The organism is Austwickia chelonae NBRC 105200 (assembly GCF_000298175.1).
Lineage (GTDB): Bacteria > Actinomycetota > Actinomycetes > Actinomycetales > Dermatophilaceae > Austwickia > Austwickia chelonae.
The window spans coordinates 160,502-178,533 of sequence record NZ_BAGZ01000009.1 but is presented as its reverse complement, the minus strand read 5'-3'; the positions used below and the strand labels follow the sequence as shown (position 1 = coordinate 178,533).

The window sequence follows — 18,032 nt, the reverse complement described above, 5'->3', positions numbered from 1 at the left end:
CGGTCCCCTTTGTTCCTGTGACCAGCGGCGGTGGCAGACTGGCGTTTGATAGGTGGGTGATTAAAATTTTGCTCAATTCTTTGGTGAGTCCTTGACTTCATGAAGTTTTGCTGATCAGGCTGGCCGACGACGGGCCTTGTCAGGGTTCGTTAGCGCTTCCGTGAGAGGCGTTCTGGCAAAGTGCGAGGGTCTCATGATGGCTCAGCGTGGCGTGGTCTCGTGGATTGTTGCGGCAGCATTAGTTGTCTCTGGGTTAGGCGGAACAAGCCCCTCGGCGTGGGCTTCGATTCCTCTGGCCGGTGAGGCGCCTGGCGCGGTGGAAGGGGCCGATACTGGAATGCCGCTGGCTGAGCCATTTCCGCCAGGCGCTGATACGAAGGCATGGCCCAAGAATTCGTATGCCTCGACGTCGATGGTGCGTTTGAATCCGGAGCAGGCGTCGGTGGCAGCAGCAATGCACGCGGCACAGCGGGATAACAAACCGGTGCTGATCGATACGTATACCTCGGAGACGGTCCAGGCATGGGCACGTCCGGATGGGACGATCCGAGAAGAGGTCGCAGCAGCGCCGGTGCGGGCCAAGGTCGGCGGGGCGTGGAAGAATGTCGACGCGACCTTGACGCAGGGTGGGGACGGGCGCTGGGCGCCGAAGGTATCTCCGGTCGGGATGTCATTGTCTGGCGGTGGTTCAGGGGCTATGGCGACATTGACCCGTGATGGGGTCAGCGTGGCATATACATTCCCGGTGGTTTTGCCGAAGCCGACTGCCGATGGTCCCCGGCTGACCTACCCGGAGGTGTACCCGGGTGTGGACTTGGTGCTGACGGTGACATCGTCGACGTTCTCTCAGGTGCTGGTGGTGAAGAACCGTCAGGCGGCGAAGGACCCCCGGGTGCGTTCGTGGAAGGTGAATGCGGAGGTGACCGGCGGGTCTCTGGCGGGAAACAAGGACGGCTACACGGTCAAGAACGCTGCTGGTACGGAGGTTCTGGCCAGTACTGCGCCGATCGCATGGGACGCGAAGACCTCGGCACAGGCAGCGGGTCGTTCGACGCGTCCAACAGAGGAAATGGCGCCCGCCCCGGAAGCGGGCCGCAAGGCTGGGCATCCGGCTCCTGCGGTGGGTAACGTCCAGAAGCCGATGGGTTTGGCGGTGGACGGGGCGACTTTGACGTTGACGGCACCGACGGAGCTACTCGACGGTGAGGCCACCGTCTTCCCGGTGTCTTTGGATCCGACGGTGCATCTGGCGAACACTCGCTGGTTCATGGTCGATTCGGCATATCCGAATCAGGAGTATGCGAACTACACGGGTTCTTCTGGTAGTTCGTGGGGCACGAACGAAGCCGCTGGGTTCAACAATTTCTCCGGCACACATGTGAAGCGGTTGTTCTTCGAGTTCAGCAACGACCGTCTAGTGGGTAAGAACATCACCTTTGCCACTTTCAATGCTTTTCAAGCGTTCTCGGCGACGTGTGATGAGAACGAGGGTAACAACGCGTACGTATTGAACACTGAGATCGGCCGGCCGGTGACCTGGAACTCCCAGCCGACGAATATGACGGAGTCCTATGGGACGTATAAGGGTAAGACCAACCCTAGTTACTGCAGCAACGGCAAGCTGCAGGGTATTTGGGATGTTACGGCTGGTGTGAAAGCTAGGCAGGCTGCAGGTGCAGCCACGACCACAGTCGTGTTGAAGGGTAGTAACGAGGCGAGCAACTCCTCGTGGCAACGGTGGCTGGATCCCACAACCGGATATCTGAATGCTCCGATCCTGGCGTTCGACTACGACTACGACAACATTCCTGCGCTGGCCGATTTAGATGTCGCCGCTCCGGGCGTGGGTATGCAGTCCTGGTACCCGATCGAAGAGTTCGCGGTCCGGGAGAACCTGTCGCTGGCGGTCAATGTCGCCAACGGAAATGTGATCGTACGGGACACCGATCTGAAAGGTAATGCGCCCGGGGTGGGGCTGCGGATGGATCGCTGGTACAACTCGCTGAGTAAGGCTACGGGCGCATTCGGGCAAGCCTGGAAGTCTGGGCTGGGTTCTGACGTGCGACTGGTCGAAGATGTCCCTGCGGCGACGGTGTACTTCGTGGGCCCGTCAGGGTTCATCTCTAAGTGGGTCAACGGCGAGGCCGATCCGGGCCTGAACGCCACCTTGGTGAAGAATGCCGATGGGACCTATCGGGTGACTGCACAGAACAGCCGAATCACGATGGACTTCGGTACCACGGGCATGCTGGCCTGTATCTGGGATGCCAATGGTGTCGGTTTGGCGTTCGGATACAACGATGACGGCACCACGAATGTGATCGTGGATGGTGCGGGTCGGAAAGTGCAGTACACCTACGGTGGGGGTCGGGTCACGAAGATTTCCCAGACCGGTTCTGACGGGCAGTCCCGTTCGGCGAGCTATACCTATGACAGCAACGGCCGTCTGGCTTCAAGTATCGACGCAGATAAGAACGCGACTCGGTACTCCTATGAGGCCAGTGGCCGGTTGAGTTCGGTCACCACAGCCCGCGGGGCCAAGTTGAGCATCGGCTACGACGATTCTGGTCGTGCCATCAGCGTCTCCCGTGATCGTGATGGTGGCGGTCAGGACAGGTGGCGGTTCATCTACGGTTCCGACACTCAGACCACTGAGATCGACGCCAACGGCGGCTACTGGTACCACACCATGGATGGGTCGAAGAAGCGCACCAGTGTGAAAGATCCGTACGGCAACGTCCGGTCGCAGACATACACGGCGAACAACAACATCGCTACCACCACCGATGCTATGGGCAGTGGCGGAGCCGGCGGCAACATCGTGTCGTTCTCCTGGGATACCAATAACAACCCTTCTCAGGTGAAGCTACCCACCGGGGCGACGTCCACCTTGGCCTACGGTGCACAAGCCGGGTGCGGCAGTGATGCCTCCGGCGGTAGTGACAAGGTCACTTGTGCCACTGATGCCGCAGGTAACAAGACCGGTATGACATGGGACCCGGTGGGAAATATGACTTCCTCCACGGCAGGTTCGGGCACCGAAGGCGCCGCCACCACGACCTACACCTATCAAGCCAGCAGCGGTGCCACCGGTTCGGATACGGCGTGCGGCGGTAAGAAGGGCCAGCTGTGTACCGCCACGCAACCGGTCGTGGCCGGGCAGTCTCAGGGGTGGAAGGTCACCAACACTTATGACGGGTCCGGGAACCTGGTCAAGTCTGCGGGGTCGGATGCAAACCTGCTCGGGAATCGCACCTTCACCTATGACGGGTTCGGCCGTGTCACTTCCGCCACGGATGGCGAGGGGCAGAAGCTGACGTACACCTATGACAACCGTGACCACGTCACTTCTGTGGGCGGGTCGAAGTCGGCCAGTTATGGCTGGGACGCTGACGGCAACCAGACCCGTAACGACGGCGCGAGCATGACCTATGACAAGCAGAATCGACAGACCACTCTGACTGTGTCCGGGAAGACCACGAAGGCTTCCTACGATGCGAATGGGAACTTGTCGACGTACACCGATGACACCGGCGCCGTTACGACGTACAAGTATTTCTGGCACGGCCGGGTCGCTTCGATTGCGCTGGATGGGGCTACGTGCCAGTGGGGCCGAGAGCACGCTACGGTGCCCGGGAGCAGTCTGGTAGGGCAAGCCCAGACCGGTTGTGTGAAGTTCTCCTATGACAACAATGCGCTGGAGACGGCCCGGGTCTATCCCGGCGGCGTCATCCAGTCCCGCGGCTACGACGGATCCAGTCGCATCACCGCGATCTCGTCCCAGCTCAACAACACCGGGGCGTTCTTCACCTCGCAGGGGTACGGCTATTCCAAGTCCGGGGTTGATCAGACCAACATGCAGTCCTGGTCTACTCGGGCAGCGTCCATGTCTCCGGGCCCGGCCAATAGCGCTTCGCAGACGTTCACCTATGACTCGCAGAACCGGGTGACCGGCGTGGTCGAGACCGGCGGGGCCCCTGCCAGCTGGAGCTATGCCTACGATCCGATGGGTAACCGGACTTCCCAGAGCCGCTCGGGGAATACCGGCGTGAGCGGGAATGAGACCGCAACCTACAACCAGGCCTCGATGCTGATCAACAACACCTTCGGTGCCTACGCCTACGACAAGAACGGCAACGAAACCTCAGCCCCGGCCGGAGGCGGGCTCCCGGCACGCACTCATCAGTCCACCGATTCGGTTGGGAACACTACGTCCATGACCGTGGGGGGTAAGTCTCTGACCTACGGGTACGGGGGAGCTAACCCCGGCATGTACAACCAGCTGCTGTCCGGGCCGAAATCCACCTACAACCGTTCCATCCTGGGGTTGGCTCTGTCCAGCCAGAACGTGGGTGGCAAGACGGTCCGTTATGTCACCCACCCCTCGGGGCAGAACATCGGCTATCTCGCACCCGAAGGACAGGCCTGGTTCCTCACCGACCGTCTCGGCACCGTCATCGGCCTGGCTTCAGGTACCGGCGCCCTGATCGGCTCTTACTCCTACGATCCCTACGGCCTGCCCCGAGCCACCACTGAAACCGGAACTCTGGCTGGGTACAACATTCACCGCTACGCCGGCGGCCTGCTGGACAAGACCACCGGCCTGATCCGGTTCGGCGTCCGCTGGTACAACCCGGCCACTGGCCGGTTCACCACACCGGACCCTTCTGGCAAGGAAAAGAACAACTACCTCTACGCTGCCGGGAACGCCTGTAATAAGAATGATATGCAAGGCGAGTCTGCGAAAGGTCTGGCATGTAATATGGCGTGGAATCTTTTAGGGGTGGATGCAGGTTTGGGGATGTGGGCTGTGGCAGAAATAGCGGGCGAAGGTTCGAAAGTGGGTGCGGCTTTTGGAGGGTTTGGAGGCATTTTCGTTGGCGCAGTGGTTTCATTGGCGCTCACAGCGGCCGCGTACTACACGTGTAAAGAAGACTGACTTCTTCTGAAAGCGGCCCCTCTCTCAAGTGGCGATGGTGACGGCGGTGAGCGCAGCTGTCAGCTTGATGGTGATCATTGCGGCTCTCAAAGTCACCCGAGGGCCGTTCCTGGAAAAATATGCATTCAAGGGTGTGATGATTGGGGGGCGGTTGAATGTTTGATCGAGTAACTGGCCGGACAACTGGGCACGGGTGAGAGATGCGTCGTAAGTAAAAAAAGGCCTTGATCAGCGTTTCTGTCGATCAGAGCCCTGTGTCTTCTTAATACAGGGCGCGCCCGGAGAGATTCGAACCCGGTAGATTGTGCTGTCACGAGGCTCCAGCAGCAGTTTCTTGAGCCGCTGCGGCGGCCTGGGACCATCTAGACTGGGTCGCAGATTCCTTGTGCCGGTTCGTATTTCCAGCGCCGAACCACCTCGTAGTTTTTTCGGGCGGTACCCTCCACAGTGTCGCGCGCGTGGATCGCAGTGCGGGCAAAGCGGTTCGCTCGGTGCTATCCGGATCGTTCCTGGCCAATTAATCGGAGATTATGTGCCTACTTCTGAGGTAATGGCTAGTCCTTCTTCAGCTATAAGAATTCTTTCTTAGGTGGCTAGACTATCTTTAGGCGATATTTTCTACTGCTGAATGAGACGGGTCTCGCGTCTACTTTTCTGGTGGCGTGTATTGGTAGGCTCGGCTTCGCTGCGCTGCCTTTATGTTTCCTATTCTCAGTTCGTCAGGCTACGGACTCTTTCTCCGTCGGGGCACTTTCGCTGAGTGTGCTCAGTGTGAGTTCGTTGAGCATGCCGATCAAGGCGCGGCTGATTGATCGGCTCGGCGCCCCCCCGGTCCTCCGGATCCTCGGCGGGGCAGAACTTGGCTTGGGCGGTTGCGTCTTAGCGCTGGGTGCCACCAACTGCGGCGCTGTGATCGCCTGGCTCGTCCTGGCGGCTCTGATGGGACTATGCGCCCCTCCTCTGGGGCCGTTGATGCGTGCCCTATGGCGGGCGGCGTCGGCTGATCAGACGGATGTCGCCTATGCCCTGGACGGTGCCGCAGAGGAAGTCGTATGGCTGCTGGGGCCGGTAGGGGCGGGAATGGCGTTGGCGTTGTGGCCGGCCTGGATGGCTTTGGCGGCTCTGCCCCTGTTCTTGTTCATCGGTTGCGTAGCCATAGCCGTATGTCCGCTGAGTGCGGTGCGAGAGGAAAGTAAGGAAGATCCTGGGCGAGGCCTGGGGAGCGCCAAGCTCGTGAGTCGGTTTCGGCTCCCGGCGCTGATAGCCCTCATTTTTGGTGTTACGACTTCGTTCAGCGTGACGGGGATCGCAGCCCGAGCGGATGCTGTGCAGCGTTTGGATATGACAGGAATCATCGAGGGAGCTCTCGGCGTCGGTTCTATCGTCGGCAGTTTGGCTGCGGGGATGTGGCTGAAAGGCCGTGATTGGCGCAGAGCCCTGGGTCTGTGTTTCGGCGGTTTCGGGGTGGCGTTGGCTGGGGGTGCCGCGTTGAGCCTGTCCTATTGGTCGATGCCTGGATTCTTTGTTGTCGGCCTCTTCATGGCTCCCATATGGATCATCATCTATCGGGTCGTGGATGACGCGGTGCCTCCTGACTGTCGTACGGAAGCGAGCACCTGGATATCAACTTTGGGGAATGTCGGCTCTTCAATGGGGACCGCCGTGACCGGTGGACTGGTCGGCGTATGGGGAGCGAGTTCTGCTCATTGGGCGGGAGCCATGTTGGGGGTCACCGTCAGCGTGTTGTGCTTCGCGCTCGGGGTTCGTCGAGATGCGCGAGGTGAGAAAACCGGGGGCTCTCCGTACCAACCGATTCAGGAGAACCCATGAACGAAGCGATGTGGCCCAAGACATGACGACAACAAAGCGTCACCCCGGTCACATCGCCGCTCTGCCCATAGCCGTCGCCATGACAAGTTCCTGCTTCTTCATCAACCTGCCCCTCATACCTTTGTTCTTTCAGTCGTTCGAAGGGGCACCGCAGATTCTGCTCGGCCCTACCTTGGCGATCTCGTTCGCACTGAGTGCCTTGTTGGGTCCGTTCTGGGGCCGGCTCGCGGATCAGTACGGCTATCGTCTGATGATGCAGCGAGCCTCGGGGCTGCTGGTGCTGACCTACGTCGTCACCGCGTTGGTGCCGAACGCAGAGGCGCTCTTCGTGGCCCGAGTCCTCAACGGCCTGGCATCCGGCTTCATACCGGCCGCCACTGCGTATGCGATCCGCGCCACTGGTGAACACAAACGCAACAGGACCCTGACCACCTTGTCCGCCGCCCGTAACTCGGGTGCCGTTTTCGGTCCGGCGTTGGGCGCGCTGTTCGCGGCCTGGTGGGGCTTCCGAGCCGCCGCCGGCCGAAAAGCGAGTAAAAGCAGCGGTGCAAGGTGCCCGATGCGGGCTGACCCACCTCCGGTGGTCGGGAGCGGGGGCTTCGCCGAGGGACACTCTCGCAAGATGGGCGGGGGCGGATATCTGATCGAGTAACTGACCGGATAACTGATCGTGGATGAGATGCGCAGAAAGCAAAAAGGCCCTGGCCAGCGTTTCCGCTGATCAGGGCCTCATGTCTGTCTCAACACAGAGCGCGCCCGAAGGGATTCGAACCCCTAACCTTCTGATCCGTAGTCAGATGCTCTATCCGTTGAGCTACGGGCGCATGTCCCTCGGTGATACCGGGGAACGAGCATTGATGTTACCCACCGGAAGGGTGCTAGCGCGAATCCGCTGGTCATCGACCTCTTGATGAAGCAGGTCGAGGAGCCTGCGCGGTGTGGAACTGGCTCGTCGACGGATGGGATGTCCTTCGGTGTCACCAGCTCCGGGGCGGCGATCCTGGGCGGGGCAGGCCCAGCCCGTATCTTCAGATATCTGATTTTTCATGAAAATGAGGATGAAAGGGCAGGTCTCCCGGGGGATTTCGCTCTCTTGATCAGGGACTGGGCACCTGTTGACCGCTTTTGCGTCTGATACTGGAAGCACCTATCGCGCGACTCCTCAGCCAGGGGTTTCGCACTTCATCGACCAAACAGGAAGGACGACCATGACCGGCACACCGACAGAGCCGCCGCGGCACACCCCGGAGGGGCTGCAGCCGCCTGCGTCCGGTCCGGTGGCCTCATGGCCGACCACACCGGGACAATCCGGCGCCGGGAACACGGGGACACCCTCTGCCGGGCAAGAACAACCGCGATGGGGGCAGCCCGGATACGGAGGCTCCCAGCAGGGGGCGTCAGGGCAGGCGGCTCCGCAGACCGGCCAACAGCCCCAGGCGCCGTACAGCCAGCCGCAGCCGCAATACGGCCAGCCACCGATGATGCCCCCGCCTCAGTACGGCCACCAGCCGCAGCCCGGCCAACCGGCTCCGCAGCCCGGCCAGCAGCCACAGGCGCCCTACGGCCAGCCGCAATACGGGCAGTACGGCTACCAGGCCGGGCCCGGACCGCAGCAGGGTGTCTGGGCGCAGCCGAACTACGGTGCGGGCGCCCCGACCTGGTACTCCCAGTACGGTCAGCAAGGGCCTCAGATGAAAGCGGCCACCTCGGGGGTGCGCACGCTCGCCTACATCCTCGACACCGTGTTCATCTTCATCGCGATGGTGGTTTTCGTCTTCTTCCTGGTTGCCCTGACGGACGCCGCAGGCGCCCGGAAAACGGCCGGCGGTATCGCCGCGCTGTTGGTGATGTTCGTCGGCCTGCTTCTTCCGTACTGCTATTTCGGCTATCTCGACGGGGTGCGCGGGGGTTCCTGGGGCAAACAGATCTTTGGTCTTCGGGTGATCCATGCCGCCACCGGGCAGCCGATCGGTTTCTGGAAGGCTGTGCTGCGCCTGCTCGTGCTCGTTCTGACCAACTGGATCTTCTGCGCGTGTGCTCTTTCGATCCTGTTCGATTCGAGCGGACGTAAGCGGGGCTGGCACGACCAGGCCGCTGAGGCGTGCGTCGTGCAGAACTGACCCGGTAGGGACGGAAATGCCGGTGGGCCGCTCCGATCAGGAGCGGCCCACCGGCATGTTGTCTTTCACACCGTCGATGTTCAGGGGCGTGGCCAGTCCGGGGCCGGTTTCGCCGTCGGGTTGGGATTGGCGGCGGTGGGTGCATCGCACCAGATGACGGTGACGTCTTTGTGCATGATCTGCCGGCACCGGTCGGCGCCGAGGCTGTCCATGATGTAACGGCCCTTTTTCTCGTTGTCACGCAGGTGGAGACGCATTCCGACGACGAGGGTGGGCCGGTCGGTGCGCACGATGTTCTTCGGGAAGGGCCCGGGGGAGATGCGCTGCCCGGGCAGCAGGATCTTGTTCAGCGAGGCGTCGTCCCGGGGGTGGTCGGTGCCGAGGAGCCACCAGCTGTCGACATTGTGTTGGACGAAGCCGTCCGGGTGGGCCTGACGGAAACGCATGATGTCGTAGACGGCGTCACGGAACCCGGTCTTGTACGGGACGCGTTGCGCGCCGGTCGCGCTGAACATGGAGGCGACCAGGGCGACGGTGACCGCCGAGGCGAACACCATCCGGATGGCTCCGCGCGGTGCCAGCAGCACGACGAGCAGGCACACCAGCCAGCTGAGCGCCGGGGCGATGACGATCATGTTGCGCAGCAGCCACAGGTGTTCGATCTGGCTGACGCCGTAGACGGCGATGATCGTGCCGGTGGTGAGGATGCCCAGGGCGATGACGACGTAGTTCAGGGAGTCTTCGGTGGTGGGTTCGGCGTCGGGGTTAGCCGGGGCGTTGAGGGCTCCGCCGCTGGTGACGATCATGGCCGCGCGGGCCAGCAGCGCCAGCACGAGGATGCCGCCGAAGATGGCGACCCCGGTCATCCCGTGGAAGTAGAAACCGTCCTCGACCTGGGTGAGCGGGCCCCAGGAGAAGGTGTTCAGGAACAGTTGGACGACGCTCTCACCGTCGGGCGCCGGGGCCCATTTCGCGCCATTGGCGAATTTCGGGGTGATGGCCATGCCCAGGCCGACCCAGCTGACCTGGGGGAGGATGGCGATCCCGGTGGCGATGAGGATTTTCTTCCACGACGTGTGGAACATCAGCAGCAGGGTGGCGGCGGCGCCGATGACGAGGATCGCGCCGAACATGTGACCGGCGGATCCGAGGAGTCCCCAGACGATCCAGGCGATCCACATCTTGCGGTCCGCTTTCGCCGGGTCGGTGCTCTCGACGGCGGGGTCTGTGACGGCAGAGGCCTGGTCGGTGGCGGGGGTCTTCTCGGCGGCGGGGGTCGCCTCTGTCTTCTCGGCGGCGGGGGTCGCCTCGGCTGTTTTCGCCAGCGCCTTCGCGGCTGCGAGCTGTTCGACGATCAGCAGCGTGGTGGCGGTGGTGCCCACGGCGGCCAGCCAGATCAGCGAGTAGGCGCGGGTCTCCTGGGCGTAGGCGAGGGAGAAGCCGCTGCATGCGGTGGCGATGACGATGAGCGCGCGGGCGACGTCGGGCAGGGTGGAACGCCGCAACGCCAGATAGGAGACGGCGATGCCGCCGATGGAGATCAGCGCGGACAGCAGGTGGGTCCAGGCGGTGGTGTTGCCGCCGAGGAGCACCCACACGTGCAGGAGGAGGGCGTAGGTGGGCGGGTGGACTTCTGTCCGGCCGACGCGGAGCACCTTGATGAGGGAGCTGTCGGTCTGGCGGACGCTGAAGATCTCGTCGATCCAATAGTTCTGGATGTCGAGTCCGGTGAGCCGGGCCACTGCTCCACCGAGGGCGATGAGGGCGACGACACACCAGAGAAGACGGAGGGATTGGGTCCGGTTCACGGCCGTCAGCCTAGCGAGCCGTCTCGGACGCCTTTCGTTCTTCCCCGTCTGGCGGGCGATCCGGTGCGTGAAGGCCGCCGATTCGGGCGTTTCAGTCCTACTTCGTCCCGGTATGCCCGGTTAGGGTGCTGTGCAAGGGGCGGCGCGTTGCGGGGGGCGGTGTCGGAGCCGCAGCGGCCACGCACCTGGTGTCCGTGTTCATTCCATCGTGGCGGGAGCCGAGCTGTGGGTGCTGTGTATTCGGGTGGTTCGAGATTCTTCGCCGTTGCTGTGGCCGCGGCTCTGGTCGCGACCTCGGCAGCGTGTTCGAGCGGTGGCGGCAAGGGCGACGAGTCGGCGACGTCGGCGTCCCCGCAGCCGTATGCCCCGATCGCGGAGGGTTCGTCGGTGGCCTTGGCTCTCCCCCTGGGGAGCAGGGTGGAGGCGTCGGCCAAGGCCGCGTTGACGAAGGCCGGGTTCAAGGTCATCTCCCGGATGGCGGATCGACCTGAGGACCAGGACCATTTCGTGGGGCTCCTCCTGGAGGAGAAACCTCAGGTGTTGGTGGTGGACGCCTTGGACGCCGGACGGGTCGCGGGAAAGCTGGAGCAGGCGAAGAAGGCCGGCGTGGTGGTCATCGCGACGGGCGCGCTGCCACGCAACAGCGAATCGGTCGACTACTACGTGGGGTCGAATCCGTCGGCGCGGGGCAAGGCGCAGGGGGAGGCGGTGGCGACGGCGGTGGCCGGGCGTCGCCCTGGCGAGCCTTCCCGGGTGGAGGTCTTCGCGGGCCGTAAGGACGATGTGACGGCGCGTCTGCAGTTCGACGCGACGATGGCGGAGCTCAAACCCAAACAGGAACAGAAACTGATCGAGTTCCCCGGGGGGCGCACCGACTTCGATCAGGCTTCGGTCGAGGGCGGCGAGATCGGCAAGGCGGTCGAGCAGGTGCTCCGCGACAAGTACGGCGACGGCGCCCCGGAGGGCCTGGTGGCTCAGCACGACCGGGCGGCGCTCGCGGCGGTGAAGGCGGCTGCTGATCTGAAGCGGACGGTGCCGGTGGTGGTGGGGGCCGGGTCGTCGGCGGAGGGCGTGCAGGCGTTGATGGCGGGCCGTGTGGCGGCGACGACCTGGGAGGACCAGGAGCGGGTCGGTGAGGAGTTGTCGACCTTCGTGTCGGATCTGACGAAGAAGGAGCGTCCGAGTCTGGACAAGCAGAGCTTGTCGACGGGGAAGCGTGATGTCGGGACGCGTCTGATCATGCCGGTGACGAGTGTGACTCGGGCGATGGCGAAGGACATCTACGCGAAGGACGAGGTGTTGAACAAGCTCACCGGTTGATCTGCGGTTCTTCTTCCCGGGTGGTGCCTGCGGGGAGGGGCGGCAGGATCAGGGTGCTCGTGGTGCCCCATTGGAGGGAGCCGGACAGCGCGAGGGCGTAGTGGAGTTCGTCGCGGGCCAGGGCATCGGTGATGCGGCTCTCGCGGTTGTCTCGCATGGCTGTCCTTTCCGGTGGTGTGAGTGCGTTCACCGAGCTTATCGGCGGCTTTTCGGGGTGGTGTAGCCGAAAGTCGTTGCTCTTCTTGCTCAGTTCTCCGATATGCCTTTTGTCGTGTTCTCCGGGCCCGCTGAGCTGGGTTTTTGGGCTGATTTCGCTGGCGTGCGTGGTGGATAGGACGGACGTCCGAAATAAAGCTCATCCGGTGGGGGACTAGGGGCCGGGAAATGAATTGTGGTGTCGATGCTTGACATCCGCAAGTGTGTTCACCTGCACGTGATGGTCCTGTGACCATGATGAATAGTGATTCACACGTTCGTCATGGACGAATGCCCATTTCATTATGCGAGAAATACTTATTTTTCTTGGGTCTCGACTTCCAAATCTTGGCAAATGTCGCAATAGTTGTTGCCGTCATCCCTGGCCGTCCTGCGCACGACCCTGCGCGGGGCACGTAAGAAAAGAGAGCACCTTGTCTCACACGACTGGCAAGCGCCTTCTCACCGCTTCAGCAACCATGGCCCTCGCCTTCGCAGGCTTCTCGGCCATGCCCTTCGCGGCGCAGGCGGCAGCAGCTGACGTCACCCTCACCAACGTCTGCGGTGGGGCTGGACAGGACTACATCCAGCTCCCCAAGAACACCGGAAAATACACTATCCAGACAACTGGGCTGCCTGCTGGCGACATTGTTGTTGACACTGATGCCGCCGGTATTACCGCTACACCGGGGACAACTGGGCTTTCAGGCGCCACGGCGACAAATGCGCAGACATCCCTAGACGCATCTGGCACGAAAATCAAGGTAACATTGCCTGACCAGGTATATGACACCACCGGTCCTGTGGGCTCAAGGACGCTGCTGCCTACTTTCGCGATCTATGATTCCTCCAGCACAAAGGTTGCTGAAGGTGTCGTGACGGCAGCAAATATTACGGACGCAACTTGCTCGGTGCAGTCAATCCCAGCCCCATTCGCAACTCTTGCAGCTTCGCCAGCAACATCTGGCGGCACGATCACAGTCACTAAGGGGACCGGCCTTGTTTGGACTGTCACCGATGGGACGAGCGTTCAAGATGGCACCGGCGCGGCAGTGAATGCAAAGATCACCAATGCTGCAGATGTCCTTGAGTCAGACAATAAGACCATTAAGTTCCCTGCTGGGGCAGGTCCTGATGCGACTGTGAAGTTGCAGGTATCTGACAGTACAAGGATTATTGTGACGGCTTCCCCCGCCCCGGGGTATACAGGAGTTGCAAAGAACTTCGACTTCAAGCTTGATGCCAAGCAGCAGGTAACTTATGTTGCGCCGACTAAGAGCGACGTTGACGGCAAAGCGAATGACACCTTTACTGTCAAGAACATTCCAGGAGTGACCTGGTATTACAATGCGGATCCAGCTGCTGTGTGGACTGATCCTGCGGCGGCTACCGCTGAGGCGATGACGACAGCTATGACGGCGAATACTGCTGCAGGCTGGAAGGCAATTGTTCCTCAAGCTGGTGCGGACTCAACGACTGTCACCCGGCCGGGGGATGCGACTACCGTGAAAGTGCGAGCGCAACTTGCCGACTTCGCGAAGTATAAGTGGGATGCGGCAGATACTGCTCCTAATACGGCAAAAGTAGCTGATCAGACTTTCACTAATACGACAAAGATCGTCGCGATTCCAGCGCCGACTTTGGTTGACGGGCCTGGGAATGCGGATTATTACATCCTGCCCAAGGTGGACGGCCTCGGGTGGACTGTGACCAGCACCCGCAAAGACGGCACCGCTGGCCCCTCAGTAACCTATTCTTCGACGGATTCTAGGTTGGGCACCCAGGTCCCGGTCTTCACCACAATGCCTCCGGAGACCTACACCTTCACCGCGGTGGCTGACACGGCCAACAATTACGAGATCGACACGACAAAGGTCACCAAGTCCACCTGGACCCAGGTCTTCGACAACCGGGCCGCCGTCACCCCCGAAGGCCCCAAGTGGATCGACGCCACCGGGCTGGTCAATGACGCGGTCACCTTCCCAGCCATGCAGTCAGGCCTCAAGGGCTACGAATTCGCCATCACTTCCGGCACGACTCAACCACAGACCGCTGACTGGCGCTTCGTCGACTTCACCTGGTACGGCAAGACGGTCAGCCTGACCGACCTGCAGAAGGCGATCGGCGCCAATGTCGACCCGGCCACCTTCACCCACGTGTGGGTGCGGACCGCCGCGAATGACACCACCGCCGTGCTGGCGAATGACGCCAAGGGCAACCCGGTCACCAGCGCCTGGGACTACAACTTCACCAATGCCATGGTGGTCACCCCGGTCGCACCCGTGCAGACCCCGGTCGCCGGGGGCAGCAGCTACACGCTGACCTTCCCGAACGACCCCACCGTGATCTACTCGGTGACCGACGCCAACGGCGTCACCAAGGACATCGCCGCCACCGACCTCGGCAAGGCCCTGCCCTACTCCGGCATCGTCACCGTCAAGGCCCGCTCGGCCTCCCCCGGCGTCTACGTCATCGCACCCAACCCGGATGGCAGCGCGCCGACCCCGTGGACCTTCAAACCGACCACGAGCACCCCGCTCACCCCGATGGCCCCGGTCAACACCACCACGACGTACACCCTGCCCGTGCAGGAAGGCGTCGTCTGGTACGTCGACGGCGTAGCCGCCGACCCGGCCACCCTGGGCAAGCCGCAGTCCAACGGCGGCAAGACCAGCATCGTCATCAAGGCCATGCCCGCCAGCGGGTTCACCTTCGCCGACGGCGCCCAGACCACCTGGACCCTCGACTTCAAGAACCCCACCGGCAGCACGGTCACCGTCACCAACCAGATCGTGCAAGGCGCCCAGTTCCCGACCACGCTGTTCACCTGGTCGGCACCCAATGCCGTCAGCTACACCACCAGCTACCAGAAGATCAACGCCGACGGCACCATGGGCCCCGAGATCGCCTGGCTGAAGGACACCACCGCGACCTCGTCGCCATTCATCGCCATGCCCGGCGACCACTACCGGATCTACGTCACCGCGAAGGACACCAACGGCGTCGTCACCACCAGGGCCGCCAGCGATGTCACCTTCGCTGCCGCGACCGGTCCGATCACCGAGGGCTGGACCGACCTGAACAGTTCCACCGCCACCTACGTCGGCACGTGGAAAGACATGCGCAACCTCAACCTGCCCTACTACAACGACTCCGTCATGATCGGCTACAACGGAGTCGCCACCCTGACGCTGCCCGCCGGCACGAAGTACTTCGAGCTCTACGGCACCGTCTTCGCCAACGGCGGAGCCGGAACCCTCAAGGTCAACGGAACCAACTGGGCCGACTTCACCACCAATGGCACGCTCGACCAGCCGTACAAGCAGATGCTGCGTCGCCTGTCCCTGCCCGACACCGGAGCTCCCATCACGATCTCCATCGTGCCGCGCAATGGCACCGGCCAATACCTGGCCCTGGACGCCTACAAGGCGATGAAGCTCTGACCCTCCTAGACCGAACGGAAGGTCGCAGGATGTGACAGCGGCGGCCCGCCCCAAGACTTTCGTCTGACGGAACGGACTTGAGGCGGGTCGCCACTGTGTGAACCTGCACCTAAGACGAGGACGGTGCCGCCGATCCTCGCGACGCCGGGAGACGGCGGCCGCCTGGTCTTGAGAGGTCCCAGGGAGCCTCAGGTGCGGCAGATCCCCCATTCGTCCATTCGAGTGGGGGATTTGCCGCGCCCCGGAACAGCCCGCCCAGGGCAAGGAGAGACCGAGGAACGTCCCGAGGCAACGGGCTCCAGGGCAGGGAAACGGCCCGCCGCGGGCCAGGGAGTGAAGACCCGCAGCGGGCCGCCGTCATGCCTGCCGGAAAACCACCGGATCGAGGACGGTGCCGCCGATCCTCGCGACGCCGGGAGCCGACGGCCCGGGGCTGGAGGTCCCAGGGAGCCTCGGACACGACAAGCGAGGTGGGTCGCCGGGTCGTGCCACCGATGGTGAGATACGACAAACACGAACGGATAACACTCTGCCATTCCTCACCGACGAGAGCGCGGAGAGAAGCCAAGGAATTTACGCCGAGAAGAGACAACCCGCCCGAACATCATCGGAGCCTCCACCTCAGAAGAGGTGGAGGCTCCGACGGTCATCCCTGGCGCGTCACCGCCAAGATGTCGCCCCTGGCGAAGGCGACACTGCCAGGCTAGCGGACGTCCGACCCATGTGGGTGAGAAATGACAGAGAAGATGTCAACCCATCCGCATGTCCGAATAGCGAGAATCGTTGGGGTGGATCAGAAGTCGCCACCCACCGCGGGGTTCCCACCATGATGCTCATGCCGGGCCGCATCCTGCTCCTCCGCCGACGGCGCATTCTTCTCCAACCGAGAATGCCAATAGCCGTAAGCGAAATAGACCGCCAGACCCAAAGCCATCCACACCACGAAACGAATCCACGTCTCCACCGACAGATTCAACGTCAACCAGAAACACGCCATCGCCGACAACACCGGCAACACCGGGCTCCCCGGAACCTTGAAAGAACGCTTCAGATCAGGACGCTTCCGCCGCAACGCCGGCACCGCCAAAGACACCAGGATGAAAGCGGTCAACGTCCCGATATTGACCATCTCCTCCAACGTGCCGATCGGCGTGAAACCCGCCACCAGAGCCACGAACACACCGATCGCCACCGTCAACCGCACCGGCGTACCCGTCCGACGGCTCGTCACCCCCCACGACGCCGGAAGCAACCAGTCACGACACATCGCAAACGTCACCCGCGTCGCACCGATCATCAACGTCATCACCACCGTGCACAGACCGGCCACCGCACCCGCCGCGATCAACGTCGCATACGCCGGCCGACCCACCGCCTCGAAAGCCGTCGCCAACGCCGCCTTCGGATTGATCTGCTCATAAGGCACCATGCCGGTGATCACCAAGGACACCGCGACGTACAACACCGTGCAGATCACCAACGAAGCGATGATCCCGATCGGCAGATCACGCTGCGGATTCTTCGCCTCCTCCGCCGTCGTCGCCACCACATCGAAACCGATGTACGCGAAGAAGACGATCGACGCACCCGCGAAGATGCCGCCCCACCCGAAAGTCGTCGGCGTGAAACCGAAGAGCGTCTGCACCAAAGGCGCCGTCAACCACGAACCGCCGACCTCGGCCGACGCCTTCGCCTCCGGGATGAACGGCGAATAGTTCGACCCATTGACATAGAAGAGCCCCGCCACGATCACGAAGAGCACGATGAACAACTTCAAGGCCACCAACACCAGATTGACCCGCATCGACTCCTTGATGCCATAAGCGATCAACGCCGTCAGCACAGCCACCAGCAGGAAAGCCGGCAGATCGAACCACGACCCCGGCGCCAAGGACGCCGGCCACGTGACACCCAGCCGCGACAACAACACCACGAAGTACTGCGACCACCCCTGAGCCACCACACTCGCGCCCAACATCATCTCCAACAGGAGATCCCAGCCGATGATCCACGCGACCAACTCGCCGAGAGTCGCATAAGAAAAGGTGTACGCAGAACCCGACACCGGCACCGTCGAAGCGAACTCGGCATAACAGAGCGCGGCCAACCCACACGCGAAAGCCGCCACCGCGAAACTGATGACGATGGACGGGCCCGCATACACATGAGCGGCCCGGCCGGTAAGAGTGAAAATACCGGCGCCGATGATGACGCCGATACCGAAAACGGTGAGATCAACCGCGGTGAGCTGCTTCCTGAGCTGGAACTCCGGTTCATCCGTCTCTGCGATCGACTGCTCGATCGACTTCGTCCGCATGACGCGCATGTCGGGACTCCTTGGCTGGGTGGACATGAAACATGACGGTCGCCGGTGGGC

11 protein-coding genes and 1 tRNA gene are annotated in these 18,032 nt (G+C 62.4%); 7 read left to right on the top strand and 5 right to left on the bottom strand.

What is annotated here, in order from left to right; all coding sequences use genetic code 11:
• Positions 1 to 193 precede the first annotated feature (193 nt).
• The 4 genes from AUCHE_RS10490 (at position 194) to AUCHE_RS10480 (ending at position 7,421) form a co-directional block, all read left to right on the top strand.
• A complete protein-coding gene (locus AUCHE_RS10490) occupies positions 194 to 4,939 on the top strand; it encodes an RHS repeat-associated core domain-containing protein (protein ID WP_143115235.1) in 4,746 nt (1,581 codons plus the stop codon).
• Between the two features lie 28 nt (positions 4,940 to 4,967).
• A complete protein-coding gene (locus AUCHE_RS17775; RefSeq protein ID WP_281242668.1) occupies positions 4,968 to 5,102 on the top strand; it encodes a hypothetical protein in 135 nt (44 codons plus the stop codon).
• 494 nt (positions 5,103 to 5,596) lie between these two features.
• The gene (locus tag AUCHE_RS10485; RefSeq protein WP_040322172.1) at positions 5,597 to 6,769 is read left to right on the top strand and encodes an MFS transporter; all 1,173 of its coding nucleotides are present in this window, start codon (positions 5,597 to 5,599) and stop codon (positions 6,767 to 6,769) included.
• Positions 6,770 to 6,779: 10 nt separating this feature from the next.
• Positions 6,780 to 7,421, top strand: a complete 642-nt coding sequence (locus AUCHE_RS10480) for an MFS transporter (protein ID WP_006503278.1) — start codon at positions 6,780 to 6,782, stop codon at positions 7,419 to 7,421.
• Between the two features lie 99 nt (positions 7,422 to 7,520).
• Here the strand turns inward: AUCHE_RS10480 and AUCHE_RS10475 are convergent.
• Together AUCHE_RS10475 and AUCHE_RS17165 are read right to left on the bottom strand one after the other, a co-directional pair.
• A tRNA-Arg gene (locus tag AUCHE_RS10475) sits at positions 7,521 to 7,593 on the bottom strand.
• Between the two features lie 573 nt (positions 7,594 to 8,166).
• Positions 8,167 to 8,451 (bottom strand): hypothetical protein, encoded by a 285-nt coding sequence (locus AUCHE_RS17165; RefSeq protein ID WP_155889052.1) that lies wholly within the window; start codon positions 8,449 to 8,451, stop codon positions 8,167 to 8,169.
• Between the two features lie 9 nt (positions 8,452 to 8,460).
• Between AUCHE_RS17165 and AUCHE_RS17160 the strand changes: the two genes are divergently transcribed.
• Positions 8,461 to 8,889, top strand: coding sequence for an RDD family protein (locus AUCHE_RS17160; protein WP_040322168.1), 429 nt, complete (start codon positions 8,461 to 8,463; stop codon positions 8,887 to 8,889).
• An 80-nt stretch (positions 8,890 to 8,969) separates the two neighbouring features.
• Here the strand turns inward: AUCHE_RS17160 and AUCHE_RS16975 are convergent, their stop codons facing one another.
• A complete protein-coding gene (locus AUCHE_RS16975) occupies positions 8,970 to 10,697 on the bottom strand; it encodes a hypothetical protein (protein ID WP_006503276.1) in 1,728 nt (575 codons plus the stop codon).
• A gap of 225 nt (positions 10,698 to 10,922) precedes the next feature.
• Between AUCHE_RS16975 and AUCHE_RS16970 the strand changes: the two genes are divergently transcribed.
• Positions 10,923 to 12,017, top strand: coding sequence for a substrate-binding domain-containing protein (locus AUCHE_RS16970; RefSeq protein ID WP_074788551.1), 1,095 nt, complete (start codon positions 10,923 to 10,925; stop codon positions 12,015 to 12,017).
• On the opposite strand, the gene AUCHE_RS16645 is transcribed toward AUCHE_RS16970, so the two are convergent.
• Positions 12,007 to 12,174, bottom strand: a complete 168-nt coding sequence (locus AUCHE_RS16645) for a hypothetical protein (protein ID WP_006503274.1) — start codon at positions 12,172 to 12,174, stop codon at positions 12,007 to 12,009. The two genes, AUCHE_RS16970 and AUCHE_RS16645, sit on opposite strands and share 11 nt — an antisense overlap.
• Positions 12,175 to 13,984: 1,810 nt before the next feature.
• Here AUCHE_RS16645 and AUCHE_RS10455 point away from each other — a divergent pair.
• Entirely contained in the window at positions 13,985 to 15,655 is a 1,671-nt protein-coding gene (locus tag AUCHE_RS10455) for a hypothetical protein (RefSeq protein WP_040322166.1), read from the top strand.
• Positions 15,656 to 16,448: 793 nt separating this feature from the next.
• On the opposite strand, the gene AUCHE_RS10450 is transcribed toward AUCHE_RS10455, so the two are convergent.
• On the bottom strand, positions 16,449 to 17,981 hold the full coding sequence (locus tag AUCHE_RS10450) for an amino acid permease (protein WP_006503272.1): 1,533 nt from the start codon (positions 17,979 to 17,981) through the stop codon (positions 16,449 to 16,451).
• Positions 17,982 to 18,032: the final 51 nt, after the last annotated feature.

Bases quoted from the DNA above. Each gene is read 5' to 3' on its own strand.
- AUCHE_RS16645 (WP_006503274.1), bottom strand. From the start codon at position 12,174: ATGCGAGACAACCGCGAGAGCCGCATCACCGATGCCCTGGCCCGCGAC.
- AUCHE_RS10490 (WP_143115235.1), top strand. From the start codon at position 194: ATGATGGCTCAGCGTGGCGTGGTCTCGTGGATTGTTGCGGCAGCATTA.
- AUCHE_RS17160 (WP_040322168.1), top strand. From the start codon at position 8,461: ATGAAAGCGGCCACCTCGGGGGTGCGCACGCTCGCCTACATCCTCGAC.
- AUCHE_RS10450 (WP_006503272.1), bottom strand. From the start codon at position 17,981: ATGCGCGTCATGCGGACGAAGTCGATCGAGCAGTCGATCGCAGAGACG.